At 75.4% G+C, this 19,527-nt stretch carries 14 protein-coding genes and 1 pseudogene; 7 read left to right on the top strand and 8 right to left on the bottom strand.

The window, feature by feature from the left end; translation table 11 throughout:
- Positions 1-18 precede the first annotated feature (18 nt).
- Complete coding sequence (locus tag EDF32_RS03730) at positions 19-1,278, top strand: hypothetical protein (protein WP_158614048.1); 1,260 nt, start codon at positions 19-21, stop codon at positions 1,276-1,278.
- On the opposite strand, the gene EDF32_RS03725 is transcribed toward EDF32_RS03730, so the two are convergent.
- The 6 genes and pseudogenes from EDF32_RS03725 to EDF32_RS03700 form a co-directional block, all read right to left on the bottom strand.
- Complete coding sequence (locus EDF32_RS03725; RefSeq protein ID WP_123307269.1) at positions 1,275-2,267, bottom strand: alpha/beta hydrolase; 993 nt, start codon at positions 2,265-2,267, stop codon at positions 1,275-1,277. The two genes, EDF32_RS03730 and EDF32_RS03725, sit on opposite strands and share 4 nt — an antisense overlap.
- A gap of 47 nt (positions 2,268-2,314) precedes the next feature.
- Complete coding sequence (locus tag EDF32_RS03720; RefSeq protein WP_123307141.1) at positions 2,315-3,274, bottom strand: zinc-binding dehydrogenase; 960 nt, start codon at positions 3,272-3,274, stop codon at positions 2,315-2,317.
- Between the two features lie 9 nt (positions 3,275-3,283).
- Positions 3,284-3,703 (bottom strand): VOC family protein, encoded by a 420-nt coding sequence (locus EDF32_RS03715; protein ID WP_123307268.1) that lies wholly within the window; start codon positions 3,701-3,703, stop codon positions 3,284-3,286.
- A gap of 93 nt (positions 3,704-3,796) precedes the next feature.
- Complete coding sequence (locus EDF32_RS03710) at positions 3,797-4,507, bottom strand: maleylpyruvate isomerase N-terminal domain-containing protein (protein WP_123307140.1); 711 nt, start codon at positions 4,505-4,507, stop codon at positions 3,797-3,799.
- Positions 4,508-4,557: 50 nt separating this feature from the next.
- Positions 4,558-5,751: pseudogene (locus tag EDF32_RS03705) on the bottom strand (homoserine O-acetyltransferase); the annotation flags it as partial.
- A 30-nt stretch (positions 5,752-5,781) separates the two neighbouring features.
- Positions 5,782-7,119, bottom strand: a complete 1,338-nt coding sequence (locus EDF32_RS03700; protein ID WP_123307139.1) for a bifunctional o-acetylhomoserine/o-acetylserine sulfhydrylase — start codon at positions 7,117-7,119, stop codon at positions 5,782-5,784.
- Positions 7,120-7,508: 389 nt separating this feature from the next.
- Between EDF32_RS03700 and EDF32_RS03695 the strand changes: the two genes are divergently transcribed.
- Positions 7,509-8,963, top strand: a complete 1,455-nt coding sequence (locus EDF32_RS03695) for a C40 family peptidase (RefSeq protein ID WP_123307138.1) — start codon at positions 7,509-7,511, stop codon at positions 8,961-8,963.
- Between the two features lie 146 nt (positions 8,964-9,109).
- Positions 9,110-12,544, top strand: coding sequence for a GH92 family glycosyl hydrolase (locus tag EDF32_RS03690; RefSeq protein WP_123307137.1), 3,435 nt, complete (start codon positions 9,110-9,112; stop codon positions 12,542-12,544).
- 155 nt (positions 12,545-12,699) lie between these two features.
- Here EDF32_RS03690 and EDF32_RS03685 read toward each other — a convergent pair whose 3' ends face one another.
- Positions 12,700-13,200: an inorganic diphosphatase gene (locus EDF32_RS03685; RefSeq protein WP_123307136.1), complete on the bottom strand. Its 501-nt coding sequence runs from the start codon at positions 13,198-13,200 to the stop codon at positions 12,700-12,702.
- A gap of 178 nt (positions 13,201-13,378) precedes the next feature.
- Here EDF32_RS03685 and dacB point away from each other — a divergent pair, with 178 nt between their 5' ends.
- The gene (gene dacB / locus EDF32_RS03680; protein WP_123307135.1) at positions 13,379-14,797 is read left to right on the top strand and encodes a D-alanyl-D-alanine carboxypeptidase/D-alanyl-D-alanine-endopeptidase; all 1,419 of its coding nucleotides are present in this window, start codon (positions 13,379-13,381) and stop codon (positions 14,795-14,797) included.
- A 100-nt stretch (positions 14,798-14,897) separates the two neighbouring features.
- Here the strand turns inward: dacB and EDF32_RS03675 are convergent, their stop codons facing one another.
- Positions 14,898-16,583, bottom strand: coding sequence for an urea amidolyase family protein (locus tag EDF32_RS03675; RefSeq protein ID WP_123307134.1), 1,686 nt, complete (start codon positions 16,581-16,583; stop codon positions 14,898-14,900).
- A 93-nt stretch (positions 16,584-16,676) separates the two neighbouring features.
- Here EDF32_RS03675 and EDF32_RS03670 point away from each other — a divergent pair, with 93 nt between their 5' ends.
- From EDF32_RS03670 to hpt, 3 genes are read left to right on the top strand one after another with little or no spacing between them, the layout of a single operon-like run.
- Entirely contained in the window at positions 16,677-17,834 is a 1,158-nt protein-coding gene (locus EDF32_RS03670) for a zinc-dependent metalloprotease (RefSeq protein ID WP_123307267.1), read from the top strand.
- 2 nt (positions 17,835-17,836) lie between these two features.
- A complete protein-coding gene (tilS, locus tag EDF32_RS03665) occupies positions 17,837-18,904 on the top strand; it encodes a tRNA lysidine(34) synthetase TilS (protein ID WP_123307133.1) in 1,068 nt (355 codons plus the stop codon).
- Between the two features lie 40 nt (positions 18,905-18,944).
- Positions 18,945-19,502 (top strand): hypoxanthine phosphoribosyltransferase, encoded by a 558-nt coding sequence (gene hpt, locus EDF32_RS03660; protein ID WP_123307132.1) that lies wholly within the window; start codon positions 18,945-18,947, stop codon positions 19,500-19,502.
- Positions 19,503-19,527: the final 25 nt, after the last annotated feature.

Raw genomic sequence — 19,527 nt, 5'->3', positions numbered from 1 at the left:
CACCCCTGGAGAGTCACGATGCCCCTGTTCGAGGTCGATCCCGAACAGCCTGTCCTGGTCCAGAACGAGCACGACGGAGACCGCCTCCCGACGACCGCGCAGCGGGTCGTGGACGGCCAGATCGACTCCCTGCTCGGTGAACGCATCTTCCCGGTGGCGGAACGCTCGGGCGCCGACGACCCCCACCTGCTGGCGATCGACGCCACGGGATCGCCCGTGGTCATCGAGGTCGTCGCCGACCTGGACGAGTCCGCGCTGCACACCGCGCTCCGGCGCGCCGGGGCGGCCGGCCGCCTGACGCGGGGCGAGCTCGCGCGGCGCTACGCCCAGGGGCCGGAGCGGTTCGCGGCCGACCTCGAGACGTTCTTCGACACGCTGCCCTTCGCGGGCCGGCGCCCGCCGTCGGTGCGTCCGGGCTCCGGCGCGCGGCTCGTGGTGATCTGCTCGAGCGCCCGCGACGACGTGCTCGACGCCGTCGACTTCGTCCGCCAGGCCGGCGGCCGCACGACCGTGCTCACGGCCGGCGTCGTGCACGCCGAGGACGGGCGGCGGTTCGTCGACGTCTCCCCGCTCGCGATCGAGGGCTCCACCGGCGAGGCGCCCGGCCGGATGACGATCGAGCCCGAGGACGCGGGGCGGCGCGCCGAGGCGGTCGCCGCGGCCGCCGAGCCCGAGGCGCCCCCCGTCTGGCACGCGCCGGTCTCGGTGTTCGACGACGAGCGCGAGCGTCGCGCGGAGCTCGGCCGGCGCTCGCGCCGGTCCCGGGAGGACCGGTTCGCCGCAGGGACCTTCGACACACAGCCGTTCCGGGCGTTCACCCAGGACGGGCCCGCGCACGAGGAGCCCGCGCCGGTGCCCCCGGCCGACGAGCCGCCCGTCGACGAGGCGCCGTCGTTCGAGCCGCCGGTCTACGCGCCGCCCAGCTACGACCTGCCGACCTACGACGCGCCGCCGGACGAGCCCGCGCCCTTCGCCCCGGTCCCGCCGGACCCCGGCCCGGCGCCGTTCGACGAGGACGACTCCGACCTGCACGCGCTCGCCCGCGCGCTCGGGCGCCCGACGCCGCTCGTGTGGACGCGCCCGCGCCGCGGCCAGCGCTTCGAGGCGACGCTGCTCGTCGACGGCTACATCGAGCTGGCGGACGGCACGCGCTACCGCAGCCCGGACTCGGCGGCCGTGGCGGCGTCCGGCAGCTACACCGCGGAGGGCTGGTCGGTCTGGCGGCTGGGCGAGCGGGGCCCGTCGCTCACCGACGCGTTCCGCTCCCGCTTCTCCTAGTCCCAGCCGTACCCGGCCACCCACCGGGTGATCTCGGCGTACAGGCGCGCGCGGACCGCGGGGGCCGACATCGTCAGGTCGTGCACGCCCCCGGGGATCCGCACGAGGGTGACCACCTGCCCGAGCGACGGCGCGCGGCGGGCCAGCGCGTCGACGTCGAGCACGACGTCGGCGTACCGCATCTCCTCGCTCCAGCGCGGGCTGATCATCGAGCGCGTGGACGTGAGCATCAGCACCGGCACGGTGATCCGCAGGCCCTGCGCGACGCGCGCGTGCCCGTCGATGATGGCGTTGAGCCACCCGCCGCGGACGGGGAACGTCGGCGTCGGCCGCCAGGCGAGGTCCCACTCCCACTCGCCGCCGGACTCGGCGAGCAGCGCGCGGGAGTAGTAGCCGGGGTCGATGTTCGGCAGCGGGGCCTTGGGCTGGAACCGGGCGAGCTGGCGGATCGCGGGCGTCGAGACGGTCCGCACCACGGACGAGCCCTGCATCTCGAGCCACGGCGAGTTGAGCACGAGCCCGCTGAGCCGCCCGGGGTGGCGGTCCGCCCACAGGGTCCCGACGAGCCCCCCGGTGGAGTGCCCGACGAGCACGACCGCGGCGTGCTGGCCGAGGTCGGCGTGCACGACGGCGAGGGCCGCGTCGAGGTCGGCGTCGTAGGTGTCGAGGTGCTCGACGTAGCCCGGGGTCTGGTGCGGCAGGAGGCTGCGGCCGTACTTGCGCAGGTCGAGGGCGTAGAACGCGGCGCCCTGCGCGTGCCAGTACTCCGCGAGCCCGGTCTGGAAGAAGTAGTCGGACCAGCCGTGCACGTACAGCACCGCCCGCGCCGGGCGGGGGAACGGGTCGTCGCGGGGCGCGTAGCGCACGATGCTCGCGACCACCGCGCCCTCGTCGTCGGTCCCGAGGTCCAGGGTCCGACGGCGGTAGTCCGGGCCCAGCACGTCCTCGACCCAGCCGTCGGCCGGGTCGGGGGACGTCGGCCCGGGCAGCGACTCCTCCGGCGGCGCGCCGCCGAGCGGGCCGCCGGGGAGCGTCGTCACGGGGTCAGCACCACCTTGCCGAAGTGCTCGCCGGACCACACGCGCGCCAGGCCCGCGCGGGCCTCGGCGAGCGGCAGCACCCGGTCGATCACCGGTCGCACGCCGGTGCGTGCCACGAACCGCAGGAGCGCGGCGAGGTCGGCACGCTCGCCCATGGTCACGCCCTGGATGCGGACCTGCTGGTAGAAGACGCGGGTGAGCTCCGCCGGCTCCGGGTCGCCGGACGTGAGCCCGCACAGCGCGATGGTGCCGCCCGCCCGGACGGAGGACACGGAGTGCTTCCACGTCGCGCGGCCGACGGACTCGACGACGGCGTCGACCCGCGCCGGCAGCCGGGCGCCGGGCTCGAAGACCGCCGCCGCGCCGAGCTCGAGCGCCCGGGCACGCTTGGCCTCCGAGCGGGACGTCGCGTACACCTCGAGGCCGGCGGCGGCGCCGAGCGTGATCGCCGCGCTCGTCAGCCCGCCGCCCGCGCCCTGGACGAGCACCCGGTCGCCGGGGGAGAGGTCCGCCGCGACGAAGAGCATGCGGTAGGCGGTCAGCCACGCCGTCGGCAGGCAGGCCGCCTCCTCGAAGGAGAGTTCGGCCGGCTTGGGGACCAGGTTCGCCGTCGGGACGGCGACCTGCTCCGCGAGGGTGCCGGGGTGGCGCTCCGAGAGCAGCGTCGTCGGCTCGTCGGGCCCCACGCCGTGGCCGTCCGCCCCGATGACGCCGTGCACGACGACGTCGCTCCCGTCGGGTGCGACCCCGGCGGCGTCGGTGCCGAGGATCATCGGCAGCGCCTTCGGGGACAGCCCGACGCCGCGCAGCGCCCACAGGTCGTGGTGGTTGACGGCGGCGGCGCGGACGTCGACCGTCGTCCAGTGCTCGCGGGGTCCGGGGGCGGGACGCTCGCCGACCTCCAGCGCGCTGATCGGGTCGTCGTGGTCGAGGCGGGCGGCGTAGGCGGCGAGCATCCCCCCAACCTAGGCGACCGGGCCGCCGCCCGAGATGTTGACGAGCCACCGCACGCCGAACCGGTCGATGCACATGCCGAAGCTGTCGCCCCAGGGCGCCTTCGTCAGCGGCTCGAGCACGGTGCCGCCGTCGGACAGCGCCTCCCAGTACTGGGCCAGGACGGCGTCGTCGCCGCTCAGAGAGACCTGGTGCGGGCCGCCGGGCGAGTACTCCATGGAGTTCGGGGTGTCGGCTCCCATGAGCGTGAACCCGCGCTCGGTCGTCAGCTGGCCGTGCATGATCTTGTCCTGCTCGGACGGGTCCTCGCTGGCGTGCATCTCGCCGAAGGTGGAGAGCGCCAGCTCGCCCCCGAACACCGAGCGGTAGAACTCCAGGGCCTGTCGCGCGTCGTCACGGAACCCGAGGTACGGGTTGAGCACCGCAGTCATCATCGAGCCTTCCTCGACCACGGCCCGCGGGGCGCGCGCCGCTGATGCACCGAGGGTAGGCGCGGCGCCCGGGGTTCGCGCGGGCTCGGCCGTTCAGAGGACGGGGAGCACGCGGCCCAGGTCCGGCACGCCGCCCGCCGTGAACTCGGGGCGCAGCGCCCGGGCGAGGACGTCGACGTCGTACGCCGCGCGCCCGGCCGCGAGCCGCACCCAGGTCAGCGGGTCCTCGATCTCGACGTGCCACCCGCCGCGCGCGACGACGATCGCCAGCAGCTCCGCGGCCGCGAGGTCGAGGGCCCCGCGGTCCCGCGGGCTGCCTGAGACTCCCGGGAGGGAGCGGTCCAGGTCGTCGGCGTGCACCACGAGCTCGACGACCCGGGAAGCCACCATGTCGCGCAGGGTGAGCGGCCCGCGCCGGGCCTGCACCACGTCGTCGGCCGCCGCGAGCCGGTCCAGCGCCGCGAAGCCGCGCGCCGCGGCGCCGTCGGCCGCCCCGAGCCGGTCCCCGCGGGTGCGGGCGTCCAGCGCCCGGGTGGCCTCGGCGATCTCCTCGGCCCGCTGCGGGTAGGTCCCGAGGTACTCGGCGAGCGACATCGGGACGGTGCCGGGCGGGACCGGGCCCGCCGCGGCGAGGGTGTCCATGACGCGGCCGAGGTGGGTGACGAGCGCGCCGACGCTCCACCCCGGCAGGACGCTCGGGGACTCCAGGGCGTCGTCGTCGAGGTCGGCCTCGCGCAGCCACGCGCTCAGGGCCTGCCACTGGGCGTGCAGGGCCTCGGTGAGCTCGCGCAGGTCGGCCGTCATACCCGTCATGGTGCACCGGCGCCGCGCGCCGGCGGGGGAGGCGGAGCGCGTCAGAGCCGCGCGTCCTCGCGGAGCTCGGTGAGGAACGTCGTCACGAGCGGCCCGAGCTGGTCGAACTCGATGAGGAACCCGTCGTGCCCGAACTCGGACTCGAGGACGACGAGCGGCTCCGCGCGGGGGACGCCCGCCGCGATCCGGGCGCTCTCGGCCGGGCGGAAGAGGCGGTCGCTGTCGACGGCCACCACGAGCGCGCGCGCCGTGATCGTGCCGAGGGCCGCGTCGACGCCCCCACGGTCCCGCCCGAGGTCGTGGGTGATCATCGACTCGGTCAGGCGCAGGTAGCTGTTCGCGTCGAACCGCCGGGCGAGCTTGTCGCCGTGGTGGTCGAGGTAGGACTGCACCGCGTAGCGGCCGTCCGTGAACGGGTCCTCGCCGCCCTGCGGGAGGCGGCCGAAGCGCGTGTCGAGCTCCTGGGCCGTGCGGTAGGTGGTGTGCGCGATCTGGCGGGCGATCGCGAGGCCGACGTGCGGGCCGTCGTCGTCCGCCGCGTCGTAGTAGTCGCCGCCGCGGAACCGGGGGTCGGCGCGGATCGCGCCGATCTGGGAGTGCGCCCAGGCGATCTGGTCGCCGGTGGACTGCGCGCACGTGACGACGGTGGCGATCGCCTCGACCTCGACGCCGTTCTCCGGGCCGAGGATCGCCCACTCGAGCACGCGGTGGCCGCCCATCGAGGCGCCGACGACCAGGTGCCACGAGCTGATGTCGAGGGTGCGCGCGAGCTCGATCTCGACCGCGACCTGGTCGCGCGGGGTGACGCGGGGGAACCGCCCGCCCCAGGGGGCGCCGTCGGGCGCGCTGCTCGCGGGGCCGGTGGTGCCCTGGCAGCCGCCGAGCACGTTCGGCGCGACGACGAAGTAGCGGTCGGTGTCGATGGGGCGGCCGGGGCCGACCATGGCCTCCCACCAGCCCGCGGTGCGGTGGCCGTCGCCGGCGGGGCCGGTGACGTGGGAGTCGCCGGTGAGGGCGTGCAGCACGAGGACGGCGTTGGAGCCGTCGGGGGCGAGCGCGCCCCAGGTCTCGTAGGCGACGCGCACGTCGGGGATCCGGGCGCCGTTCTCGAGGTCGAAGGTGCCGACGTCGGCGAAGCGCCGGTGGCCGGCGGGGTCGCCCTCGCGCCAGGCACTCGAGGCGGGGACCGGGCCGGGCGCGCGGACGCGCCCGCGGCGCGCCGGGGCGGGCGGGGTGGGGCGGGGTCGAGCGGGGTCGGGCGGCGGTCAGGCCGACGGGGTCGATGCTGCCTTGGCCGCCGTGAACCCCAGCTCGAGGTCCGCGAGGATGTCCTCGACGTTCTCGAGCCCGACGGAGAGCCGCACCAGCCCGGGCGTCACCCCGGAGAGCGCCTGCTCGGCGACGGTGAGCTGGCTGTGGGTGGTCGACGCCGGGTGGATCACCAGCGAGCGCACGTCGCCGATGTTGGCCACGTTCGAGTGCAGCTCGAGCGCCGAGACGAAGGCCTGGCCCGCCTCGGTCCCGCCGTCGATCTCGAACGCCAGGACCCCTCCGGCGCCGCGCGGCAGGTACTTCTGCGCCGTGGCGTACGACGGGCTGGACGGCAGCCCCGCGTAGTGGACGCGCAGCACGTCGTCGCGCGCCTCGAGCCACTGCGCGACGTGCTGGGCGTTGGCGACGTGCCGCTCGACCCGCAGCGACAGGGTCTCGATGCCCTGCGCCAGGAGGAACGCGTTGAACGGCGAGACGGCCGCGCCGAGGTCGCGCAGGAGCTGCACGCGCGCCTTGAGCACGTACGCGAGGTTGGCGCCCAGGGCTCCGTCGACGCCGAGGTCGCGGGCGTAGACGATGCCGTTGTAGGACGGGTCGGGCGTGTTGAAGCCGGGGAACCGCTCGGGCGAGGCGGCGAAGTCGAAGTTCCCCGAGTCGACGATCACCCCGCCGATCGCGGCGCCGTGCCCGCCGAGGTACTTGGTGGCCGAGTGCACCACGATGTCCGCGCCGTGCTCGATCGGCCGCACCAGGTAGGGGCTCGCGACGGTGTTGTCGACGATCAGCGGGACGCCGGCGGCGTGCGCCTCGTCGGCGACGAGCGCGATGTCGAGCACGTCCGAGCGCGGGTTGGGGATCGTCTCGGCGAAGAACGCCTTCGTGCTCGGCCGGACGGCGTCGCGCCAGGCCTGCGGGTCGGCCGCGTCCTCGACGAACGTCGTCTCGATGCCGAGCTTCGGCAGCGAGTGGTGCAGCAGGTTGTAGGTGCCGCCGTACAGGCTCGCGCTCGCCACGACGTGGTCGCCCGCCTCGGCGAGGTTGAGGATCGAGTAGGTCGCCGCGGCCTGGCCGGACGCGAGCAGCAGGGCGCCGACCCCGCCCTCGAGGTTCGCCACGCGCTCCTCGACGACGCCCTGGGTGGGGTTGCCGATGCGCGTGTAGATCGGCCCGAGGTCCTTGAGCGCGAAGCGGTCGGCCGCGACGCCGGCGTCGGGGAAGACGAACGAGGTGGTCTGGTAGATCGGCAGGGCGCGGGCGCCCGTGGCGGGGTCCGGCTCCTGGCCGGCGTGGATCTGGCGGGTCTCGAAGGACCAGGCGGGCTGCGTGCTCATGGGAGTCTCCGGGGACGGTTCGGGGACCGGCGCGCGGTCCGTGGACTGGTGCACGCGGTACCGCCGGCGCCGTCGACCACGGGGTGGTGGCGCGTCCCGGGAGGCGAGGGTCGGCGAGGGTCGCGGACCGTCGTCGTGCCGGATCAGGGCAGGCGAACGTGCGGTGTCAGCGACAGCACATTCGGCGGGTCATGCCGACGACGGTAGGCCGCGCGGGCGGCCCGCACCAGCATCCGTCCGCGATGTGAGACCACGATGTGGACACCTGGCCCCGCTCCGCGCACCCGTGAGGTGTTGCCGAGCCCTGCGAGCGGTGCAAAGGTGCACGAGGTGCCGTGTCGCTCACGGCCCTCGGCCCTCGTGGAGGTATCTTGCGCCGCTCGTCACGGATGGTAGGTGCCGGCCTCGTCGCGTCCCTCGCCCTCGCCGGCCTCGTCGCCGGCCCGGTGCAGGCCGACCCGTCCCCGGCGCCGCCGACGTCCGACGACGTCGCCGCCGCCCGCCAGCACGTCGCCGCGGCCGCGGGGGACGTCGCGTCGATCGAGGACCGGCTCTCCGCGCTCGCCGGGCAGGACCGTGCGGCCGACCGAGCCGTCGGGACCGCCGCCGAGGACTACCTCGAGGCGAAGGAGGCAGTGGCCGACGCGGCACAGGAGTACGACGAGCAGCGTGCGGCGGCCGCCGCCGCGAGCACCAGGGCGGAGGCGAGCCGCACCGCGCTCGGTGCGGTCTACCGCTCGGCGCAGCGCTCCGGCCCCGGTCTCGCGTCGCTCGCGGTGCTCGTCGACGCGGCGGACCTCGACGGGATGGTCCAGGACGACCGGGCACGGCGGGCCGCGGGGCGGACGTCGAGCCAGGCGCTCTCGGAGTACCGGACCGCGGCCGCCGTCGCGCGGACCGCGGGCGCGGAGGCGGACGCCGCCCGCGACGACCTCGACGCCGCGCGGAGCCTGGCGGAGCGGCGGCTCGACGCCGCCCGCACGACGCAGGCGGCGACCGCGCAGCAGGTGGCCCGGACGCAGGGCGAGCGGGACCGGCTGGTCGCCGAGCTCGCGGACGCCCGCGGCACGAGCGTGGCGCTCGAGGCCCGGCGCCAGGCGGCGTTGGACGCCGCCGCCGAGGCAGCGGCGGAGCAGGAGCCGGAGGCGACCGTCGCGCCGTCGCGGGCCCCGGCACGCGCCAGCGGGTCGGCCGGGGCGGCGGCTGCCGAGCCCGGCGCCGAACCGTCCGACGCCCCGAAAATCACGTCGGCGGCGCCAGAGGCTGCTGCGGGACCGGCACCGGAGCCGGCCGCGGCGCCGAAGCCTGCGCCCGAGCCGGCCGCGAAGCCGAAGCCGGCGCCCGCCCCGAAGCCCGAGCCGGCCGCGAAGCCGAAGCCGGCGCCCGCCCCGAAGCCCGAGCCGGCCCCGAAGCCCACGCACACCACCGCCCCGGCGCCGCCGCCGTCGTCCGGGACGGGCGCCTCCTCGGGGTCGGCGGCGCGGGGGCGCGAGGCCGTCGCCTGGGCGCGGACGAAGATCGGCGCGCCCTACGTCCTCGGCGGTACGGGTCCCACCTCCTACGACTGCTCGGGCCTGACCATGCGGGCGTGGGAGGCGGCGGGCGTGGAGATCACCCGGACGTCGCGCTCGCAGTACCAGCACGTCGCGAAGATCTCCTACGGGAGCATGCGTCCGGGCGACCTGATCTTCTACGGCTCGAACCCCGGCGACCCGGGCTCGATCTACCACGTCGCGATGTTCGTGGGCGACGGGATGATGATCGAGGCCCGCCGGCCCGGCAAGCCGCTGTCGATCGACCCGATCCGCTACCCGGACCAGATGCCGTACGCCGGTCGTCCCTGAGCCTGCGCCCGGCATATCGCCACACCCCGGTGGCATGCGTTTGACACGCTCGACGTGCCGTGATGCGATCAATTCACCCTGGATGACAACGCTGTCAGGCTTGACAAGGTTGTTGATGCCCACTCGATGCAGAGGATCTGACCACCATGCACTTCTTCCCCCGAGCGCTCGCCGGAGGGCGCCCCCGACGTGGCGGGGCGCTGGCCGCCACGCTCGTCGCGGCCCTCCTGACGGCGCTTGCCGTCCCTGCCGGAGCCTCCGCCGCGCCGACCGCGGGCGGTGACGTCGCCCGGCCCGGCGCGGACCTCACCTCGCTGGTCAACCCGTTCATCGGCACCAAGAACGAGGGGTTCGACTTCCCCGCCGTGGGTGAGCCGTTCGGCATGGCGCAGGCGGTGCCGAACGTGCTGAACGCGCCCGGCGCGGGCGGGAACCGGTGCGACTCCGACTCCGCGGAGAAGATCTACGGCTTCAGCCAGACCGCCGTCAACGCCTGCCGGTACAACTATGTGCCCGTCATGGCCACCACCGGCGAGGTCACGTCCGGCGACCCGGCCGACTACGCCTCGAGCTTCAACCGCGCCCGCGAGGAGGTGCACCCGGACGACTACCGCGTGCGCCTGGAGAGGTACGGCGTCGACGTGAGCCTGGCCGCGACCGAGCGCACCACCTGGCAGCGCTACGACTTCGGCCGCACCGCGCGGGCGAACGTCCTGTTCAACACCGGCGAGGGCGTGTCCGAGTCCGAGGTCCACGTCGTCGGCAACCGCACCGTCGAGGGCTGGGTGGCCGGCGAGGGCGGGCAGAAGGCGTACTTCGTGGCGAAGCTCAGCCGGCCGTTCACCGCGCACGGCACCTGGAAGAACGACACGCTGAGCCCCGGGTCGAGCGAGTCGGCGAACGACGGCGCGAACGGCGGCTGGGTCACCTTCGACACGACGAAGAACGACGACCCGGTGGTGGTCAAGACCGCCCTGTCGTACACGGGGCTCGCCGGCGCGCGCAAGAACCTCGATGTCGAGACGGGCGACGTCGGCTTCGACTTCGACGCCGTCCAGGACGCCCTGCACGACCGCTGGAACGAGATGCTGCACCGGGTCGACACCGCCGGTGGCAGCCGTACGCAGCGGATCGTCTTCTACACCGCGCTGTACCACGCGACCCTCTCCCCGAACGTCGTCGGCGACGTCGACGGGCGCTACATGGGCACGGACGACCAGATCCACAAGGCGAAGGGCTTCACCCCATACGGCGTCCTCTCGCTCTGGGACACCTACCGGACGCAGAACCAGCTCGTCGAGATGCTGGACCCGAAGGTCGCGCACGACGTCGCCCGGTCGATCGTCGCGATCGCCCGCGACGGCGGCTGGCTACCACGCTGGTTCCTGGGGAACAAGGACGGCAACATCATGACCGGCGACCCGGTCACGCCGTTCGTCGTCGAGAACTGGTCCAAGGGCCTGCTCTCCGACGACGAGGCCGAGGAGGCGTACGGCTACCTCCGCAAGAACGCCACCCAGGTGCCGCCGGCCGACGTCGCGCAGAACGGTCGCGCCGGCCAGGCGTTCTACGCCGACCGTGGCTACATCCCCTACGGCCTGCACGTGGCCGACCGCGACAGCTGCCCGACGGGCGACTCCTCCGGCGCGTGCTGCCCGACGCACGGCAACGACAACGACTGCTACTACCCGGCGTCGTCCCAGCTCGAGTACGCGATCGCTGACTCGTCGCTGGCGCTGATGGCGAAGGGCCTGGGCCATGACGACGACGCGGCGATGTTCGCGGAGCGCGGCCAGTCGTACCGCAACATCTACGACAAGACGCTCGGCACGTTCCGCCCGCGCACGGCGGACGGCACCTGGCTCGAGCCGTACGACACCACGACCGGCTCGCACGGTTTCCACGAGAGCGGGCCGAGCCAGTACCAGTGGATGGTGCCGCAGGACCCGTCCGGGCTGGTCGACATGATGGGCGGGCGCCGGGCGACCACCCAGAAGCTGGACCAGTTCTTCGTGTACTCCGACCTGGTGAACAACCCGGAGCGCACCGCGCAGGACGCGTGGGTCACGGCCCCGTACGGCTACTACGGCAACACGACGTACACGCCCACCAACGAGCCGGACCTGCTCGCGCCGTACCTGTACGCGTGGACCGGGCGGCCCGACAAGACCGCGACCGTCGTGCGCGCCCAGCAGACGCTGTTCACCAACACCCCCGAGGGGATGACGGGGAACGACGACATGGGTGAGATGTCGGCCTGGTACGTGATGGCTGCGATCGGGCTGTACCCGACGATGTCGGGCTCGAACGACTACGTCGCCTCCACACCGCTGTTCCCGAGCACGACCGTGCGCATCGGCAGCTACGGGTCGGTCCAGGGCGGCACCCTGAAGCTCACCGCCCCGGGCGCCAGCATGGACAAGCGGTACATCGCGACGGCCACGGTCAACGGCAAGGACACGCAGCGTCCCTGGGTCCGCCAGTCCGACATCGCCCACGGTGGGACGATCGACTACGCCCTGAGCACGCAGCCCACGAGCTGGGGCACGTCGCCGGAGGACGCGCCGCCGTCGGTCAACCACGACCCGGTCGCGACGAAGGACCTCAGCGCGAGCCTCTCGCCCACCGCGGCCACGGTTCCGGCGTCGGCGAAGGCCGCGTCGCACCAGCGGCTCACACTGACGGTCCAGGCCACGGACCCCGGGACCGCCGAGGTGACGGTCGCCGCCAAGGTTCCGGCGGGGTGGAAGGTCTCGAAGACCGCACAGACCGTCCGCATCTCCTCGGACGGGCTCCCGACCCAGGTCGAGGTCCCCGTGACCGTCACGGCGCCCGCGGGGACGGCGGCCGGCGACTACCCGGTGACGGTCACGGCTCGCGCGTCCGGCTCCGACCCGGTGCGCACGAGCGCGACGGTCTCCGCGAAGGCGACAGGCGGCTGCGCCGCCCGGACGAGCACGTCCTGCGCGGTCGACCTGAGCGGTGACTACGACACCGACGGTGTCGCGTCGCTCGCCGACCCGGGCTCGGGCGACCTCGACGGGAAGGGTTCCAGCCTCGCTGCCGATCTCCTGCCCGCCGCGGGCCCGACGACGCTCGACGGCGTCACCTATGAGGCGCCGTCGACCGTGGGCACGGACGCCAACTTCGTCAAGGCTCACGGCCAGACCGTCGCCCTGCCGGCGGGGCGCTACAGCCGGCTCCAGATCCTCGGCACGTCGACCAACGGCGGCACGGGGGTCGAGGGTGGCACCGCCGTGGTCACCTACCGGGACGGCAGCACCGCGGACGTCCCGGTGAGCATGACGGAGTGGACGGCCGACGAGCCGGAGTTCGGCAACGCCGTCGCGCTCGACATGCCGTACCGGGTCTCGGCGAAGGACGGGAAGGTGTCCGACGACGTCGCGCTCTACCGCACGTCGGTCCGGCTGGACGTGTACAAGACCGTGCGGGCCATCACCCTGCCGCGGCCGGCGGTGCCGGAATGGGTCGCGCCCGGGCTGACCGGGACGGCGTGGGACCACGACAGCGACCTGAACGTCTACGCGATGACGCTGCAGGGCTCGACGGACGGCCGCTGAGCCCGCGCCCCTGCCCAGAAAGACGCCGAACCGGCGGTTGCAGGTCTTCCAGAGCCTCTGGGGACCTGCAACCGCCGGTTCGGCGACGGTAACCGCCGGTTCGGCGACCGCTGGTGAGCAGGCCGGCGTCGGCGACGGGTGGTGCGTGGCGTGCGTCAGTGACCGGTGTGGTACCCGGTGTCGATCGCCCGCTGCACGGAGCGGGTGATCTCGGCCTCGGCCTCCGCGCGGCCGACCCAGTGGGCGCCCTCGACGGACTTGCCGGGCTCGAGGTCCTTGTAGACCTCGAAGAAGTGCTGGATCTCCAGGCGGTGGAAGTCGGAGACGTCGTCGATGTCCTGGCGCCACGCGGCGCGCTGGTCACCGGTCGGCACGCACAGCACCTTGTCGTCGCCGCCGGCCTCGTCGCGCATGCGGAACATGCCGAGCGCGCGGCAGCGGATCAGGCAGCCGGGGAACGTGGGCTCTTCCAGCAGCACGAGCGCGTCCAGGGGATCGCCGTCCTCGCCGAGGGTCTCCTCGATGAAACCGTAGTCGTCGGGGTAGCGCGTCGAGGTGAAGAGCATCCGGTCGAGCTTGATGCGCCCGGTCTCGTGGTCGACCTCGTACTTGTTGCGCTGCCCCTTGGGGATCTCGATCGTGACGTCGAACTCCACTGTTCCTCCAGTCGTCCGGCCGCGGGCGCGCCCTGTCCTGGACAAGTGTGACACGCCGGTACGCGCCGCCCGGGACCCGGCGGCCCCGCCGTGGAGGATCATCAGTGATAATTCCCACGGTGGGCCGGGGCGGCCCTCAGGACCGCCCGACGGCGGCACCCGACGACGAAGGACGGCGATGGGCTGGGGAGCACGGGCCGGCGGCACCGTGGCGGTCGTGCTCGTCGCCACCGGGGCATACCTGACGGCCGACGCGTACGACCTCGTGCCCGGCCTCCTCACCGTCGAGCCGGTCCCGGCGCCCGCGGCACCCTTCCCGGACGCGCCCGGCGCGGCGCTCGGGGACGAGCCCGTCGCGGTCGCGCCGGCGCTGGCGGACGACGCGCCCGAGCCCTCGCCGAGCGACGTGCAGGGCCTGGTGGACGACCTGGCGGCGGACACGAGGCTGGGCAAGCGCGTCGGCGTCCTGGTCACGGACCGCGACAGCGGCGACGTCCTCGGTGCGCACGCCCCCACCGCCGCGTTCGTCCCGGCCTCCACCCAGAAGCTCTTCACGGCGGCCGCGGCGCTGTCGACCCTCGACCCGCACTCGACCCTGACGACGTCGGTGGTCCAGGCGAAGCCCGGGGACGGCACGATCTACCTGCACGGCGGGGGAGACATGCTCCTCGCGGCGGGCGCGGGCGACCCGGAGGCCACGAACGGGCACGCGGGGCTCGCGGACCTCGCGAAGCAGGTCGCCGGGAAGCTGCTGCTGCGCGGCGAGGACTCCGTGCACCTGGCCCTCGACGACACGCTCTTCGAGGGGCCGACGGTCAGCCCCACGTGGGACCCCCGGTCGGTGGCGGCGGGCTACGCGGCGCCGGTAACCCCGCTCGAGGTCGACATCGCCCGGCTCTCCGACGACGAGTACGCGCTGCGCTCGCCGGACCCGAGCATGGCCGCGGCGCAGACGTTCGCGGCGGCGCTGGAGAAGCGCGGCGTGACGGTCACGGGCGACCCGGTGCGCTCCAGCGTCCCGAAGGACCCGAAGCAGCTCGGCGCCGTGGAGTCCGCGCCGCTGTGGCAGGTCGTCGACTACTTCCTGGAGCACTCGGACAACTCGGTGACCGAGGGGGTCGGGCGCCTGGTCGCGATCGAGGCGGGGGTGCCGGCGACGTTCGACGGTGCGACGCGGGCCGTGCGCACCGCGGTCCAGCGGCTCGACGTGGACACCGAGGGGATGGTCCTGGCCGACTGCAGCGGGCTGGGCGACGGGTCGAAGGTCAGCCCTCAGCAGCTCGACCAGGTGCTGCGCGCGATCACCGACCCGGAGCGGCCGCGGCTGCGCACCGCCGCCGTCGGCATCCCGATCGCCGGCCTGACCGGGACGCTGGCCGAGCGGTTCGTCGGGACGGACGCGGCCGGCGTCGTCCGCTCGAAGACGGGGAGCCTGCCGGACGTCACGGCGCTCTCGGGGACGGTGGTGACCGCGGACGAGCGGATGCTCACCTTCGTCGTGCTCGCCGACCGGGTGCCCGACGGCGGCACGTGGGGCGCGCGGGTGATCTTCGACCGGTTCGTCGGGCAGCTCGCCGACTGCGGCTGCGGCGGCTGACCGCGCCCCTGATCCGCCGAGACGTCGAATTCCGCCCCGAGATCTGCGATCTCAGGGGCGGAATTCGACGTCTCGGCGGACGGGGCGAGGACCGGTCGGCTCAGGCCGAGGGCTGCTCGACGCGGCGGAACCGCAGCCGGCCGCCGGGCGGGACCTGGGCGGCCCGGGGCACGTCGGCAGCCGCGACGACGGCGACCACCGGGTAGCCGCCCGTGACGGGGTGGTCGGCGAGCAGCAGCACGGGCTGACCGTCCGGCGGGACCTGCAGCGCCCCGAGCGCGACCCCCTCGCTCGGCAGCTCCGCCGCGGCCCGCTCCTCGCGCCGGACGAGGGCGTGCGGGCCCTCGAGCCGCGCGCCGACCCGGTCGAGGCGCGGCGTGACGGTCCACTCCTGGGCGAGCAGGCGCGCGAGGGACTCGTCGTCGAACCAGTCGTCCCGGGGACCGAGCACCACGTCCACGACGACGACGTCCGGGTCCTCCGGACCGGCACCCGGACCGTGCGGCCCGTCCCGGGGACCGCGAGGCGGGGCACCGCGCCGGAGGGGACCCAGGACGTCGTCGGGCACGTCCCGGACGGGGACGATCTCGCCCGGGCGCACCGGCGCGGGGCCGAGCCCGGACAGCAGGTCGGTCGACGCGCTGCCGAGCACCTGCGGCACGTCGATCCCGCCCCGCACGGCGACGTAGCTGTGCTGCCCGTGCGCCGGCGCGTCCAGCGTGATCTCGTCCCCCTCCTCGAGGACGACGGCGGCGCGCGTCACCGCGCCCGCGACCGCCACGGTCGAGCGCCCGACGGCGCGCAGGGTCGCGGAGCCCGTCAGCTCGAGGCAGGCGAACGACGGCCCGTTGCCCACGGCCCGGTTCGCCGCGCGCAGGGCCGGCGGGTCCAGCGCGCCCGACGCGGTCACCCCGAGGTGCGCCAGGCCGGGGCGCCCCAGGTCCTCGACCGCCGCCGGGGCGGTCGAGGCGACGAGCTCGAGCCCGGACGAGCCGGCGCGCCGCCAGGGGCGGACGGTCGCCTCCCGCGGCACGCCCGACCAGGCGTCCCGGGCGAGGTCGGCGGCCGAGCGGCCCGCGGGGTCGGGCAACGTCGCGGCGTCGACGAACCGCACCTCGTCGCCGGGCAGGAGGAGCGCCGGGGGGTCGCGCTCGAGGTCCCACATCGGCACGTCCGTGGTGCCGACGAGCTGCCACCCGCCCGGGCTCGCCCGCGGGTAGACGCCGCTGTAGGGGCCGGCGAGGCCGACGGCGCCCGCGGGGATGCGCGTGCGGGGCGTGGCGCGCCGGGGGACCTCGAGCCCGCGCGCCCCGGCGAGGTACGCGAACCCCGGCGCGAACCCGGTGAACGCGACCCGGTGCGTGGCGGCCGTGTGCCGGCGCACGACCTCCGCGGGCTCCGTGCCGAGGATCCGGGCGACCTCGGCGAGGTCCTCGCCGTCGTAGCGCACGGGCACGACGACGGTGCGCGGCGCGCGAGCGAGGTCCGCCGTGGTCCCAGCGCGCGTGGTCCCGGCGGGAGCGGTGCGGGCGCGAGCAGTGCCGGCGGGCGCACCCTCCAGCGCGGCCCGCACGGCGGCGCGCGGCACCGGGCCGGCGGCGACCCGCACGAGCAGGGTCTCGGCCCCGGGGACGACCTCGACGACGCCGGGGACCGCCCGCAGGCGCTCGGCGACCGCGGCGAGCGCGGCGGCGTCGGCGGCGGCGTCGGTCGGGTCTCCCGCTCGCGGGGCGCCCGGCTCCACGAGCAGCGCCAGCGTGCCCGCCTCCAGCAGTCGTGCCCGCACGTGGTCCCTCCTGCGCTCGTCCTGCTGCTCGTCCTGCCCCGGCCGCGGTCACGCGCCCGGCCGGGCGTCGGACGCCGCGGCTACGGTGGACCCGTGACGTCATCCTCCCTGCCCGCTCCCGCCCTCGCGACGGCGGCGCAGCCCGCCCCCGCACCCCGGGTCGTCGACTGGCGCGCCGCGGCGAGCATCGCGGGCAAGGTCGCCCGCCCCGGGCCGGAGGCGACGCGGGACGATCTCGACGACCTCGTCGCCGGGCTGCGCGAGGCCGCCGCCCGCGCGGTCCCCGCCGTGCTGGACGTGACCGGGATGCGCCCCGACCCGGCCTCGCCCGCGACGAGCGACGTGCTCTCGCGCGTGTACGTCGTCGACCGGGCGCGCTGGGCCGTGGCGAACACGGAGGTCATGGAGACGATGACGCGACCCGTCGCCGCGGCGCTGACCGACTCCGAGCGCTCTCGCCTGGCAGCGCCCCTGCCGAGCCTGATCGGGGCGTCGGAGGTCGGCGTGGTGCTCGCCGCGCTCTCGAGCCGGGTGCTCGGCCAGTTCGACCCGTACGCGGCCGCGGCCGCGACCGCGGGCGCCCCCGCCCTCGGCCGCCTGCTGCTCGTCGCGCCCAACGTGCTGCAGGCCGAGCGCACCCTCGGCCTGCGCCCCCGGGACTTCCGGCTCTGGGTCTGCCTCCACGAGCAGACCCACGCCCTGCAGTTCGCCGCGGCGCCGTGGCTCGCGGGGCACCTCTCGCGCCGCTCGGGCGAGCTGCTCGCCGGGGTCACCTCGACCGGCCGCCGGGTCACGTCCGCGCGCTGGACCGAGCGCGCCGCCGCCCTCGGCCGGGGGCTGGTGCACGGGGTCCGCGGCACGGACGCCTCGCTCGTGCACGGCTTCCTCGACGAGCGCTCCCGCCGCGAGCTCGACGAGCTGACCGCGGTGATGGCGCTGCTCGAGGGGCACGCGGACGTGGCCATGGACGCCGTCGGCCCGCGCGTCGTGCCGAGCGTGCGCCGCATCCGGCGGCGCTTCGAGCAGCGCCGCGACGGCGCCGGGCGCAGCGTGTTCGACGGCGTCCTGCGCCGCGTCCTCGGCATGGACGCCAAGCTCGCCCAGTACCGCGACGGGGCGGCGTTCGTCCGGGAGGTGGAGGACGTCGTCGGGCGGGACGGGCTGAACGCCGTCTGGACGGGACCCGAGGCGCTGCCGAGCGCGGCCGAGATCCGTGAGCCGGCGGCCTGGGTGCGCCGGGTGCACGGCTGACCGTGGCCGGACCGGCGCCCGCCGTCGCGGCCGCGCGCTCCGCGGTCCGGGCCTGCCTCGCCGACCTCGCGCAGGACGGCCGGGACCCCGCGGACGCGGGGGCGCCGGACGGGGCCGCGCCGCTGGTCCTGGTCGCCGTCTCCGGCGGGGCGGACTCGCTGGCGCTCGCGGCGGCGACGGCGTTCGTCGCGCCGCGCGCCGGCCTGCGGGCCGGGGCCGTCGTCGTCGACCACGGCCTCCAGGAGGGCTCCGCGCAGGTCTGCGCCGGCGCGGCGGCCGCGTGCGCCGCGCTGGGGCTGGGCCCGGTCGAGGTCGTCCGCGTGCGGGTCGAGGGTCCGGGGGGCGTGGAGGCCGCGGCCCGGGACGCCCGGTACGCGGCGCTCGACGAGGCCGCCGGACGGGCGGGCGCGCGCGCCACCCTGCTGGGGCACACCCTCGACGACCAGGCGGAGGGGGTGCTGCTCGGCCTGGCCCGCGGGTCGGGAGCGCGATCGCTGGCCGGCATGCCCGCGGCCCGCGGCGCGCTGCGCCGGCCGTTCCTCGGGCTGCGCCGCGCGGACACGGAGGCGGTGTGCGCCGCGCTCGGGCTCGAGCCCTGGCACGACCCGACGAACGGCCCGGCGCCGGGCACCGCCTCGGCGCGCCTGCCCCTGCGCTCGCGGGTGCGTCACGAGGTGCTGCCCGTCCTCGAGGACGTGCTCGGCCCGGGGGTGGCGCAGGCGCTGGCGCGCACGGCGGCACAGCTGCGCGACGACGCCGACGCGCTGGAGGCGCTCGCGGACGAGGCGTTCGTCACGGTCCGACGCCGGGCGCCGGGCCCGATGCCCGGTCCGGGGACGCTCGCCCTCGACGCCGACGGGCTGTCCGGGCTCCCGCGGGCGGTGCGCAGGCGCGTGCTGCGCCGGGCCGCGATCGCTGCCGGGTGCCCGGCGGGCGACCTGTCCGCGGGGCACGTCGAGACCCTCGAGCGGCTCGTCCTGGCCTGGCACGGGCAGGGGCCCGCGCACCTGCCCGGGGCGCGCCGCGCGCACCGGCGGTGTGGCACGCTGGTCATCGGCCCTGCCACCTGAGCAGACCCACCCCAGACCCGACGCCCTCTTGGAGCACTCCGTGGAACCGTCCGACCTCGGCACCGACCTCTCCTCCGTGCTGCTCACCGAGGAGCAGCTCATGACCCGGCTCGACGAGATGGCGGCGGAGATCGACCGCGACTACGCGGGCAAGGACCTGCTGCTCGTGGGCGTGCTCAAGGGCGCCGTCATGGTGATGGCCGACCTCTCGCGGCGGCTGCACCACAAGGTGCAGATGGACTGGATGGCGGTCTCCTCCTACGGATCCGGGACCAAGTCCTCGGGCGTGGTGCGCATCCTCAAGGACCTGGACGCCGACCTGCAGGGCCGCAACGTCCTGATCGTCGAGGACATCATCGACTCGGGGCTCACGCTCTCCTGGCTGGTGCAGAACCTGCGCAGCCGCGGGCCGGCGTCGGTGGAGATCGCCACGATGCTGCGCAAGCCGGAGGCCGCGAAGGTCGAGGTGGACGTCCGCTACGTGGGGTTCGACATCCCCACGGAGTTCGTCGTCGGCTACGGCCTCGACTACGCCGAGGCCTACCGGAACCTGCCGTTCGTCGGGACGCTGGCGCCGCACGTCTACTCCGCCGGCTGACCGGAGCGGGCCCGGGCGGTCGCCA

It is taken from the genome of Cellulomonas sp. PhB143, from assembly GCF_003752595.1.
Lineage (GTDB): Bacteria > Actinomycetota > Actinomycetes > Actinomycetales > Cellulomonadaceae > Paraoerskovia.
This window is presented reverse-complemented; position numbering and strand designations above follow the sequence as displayed.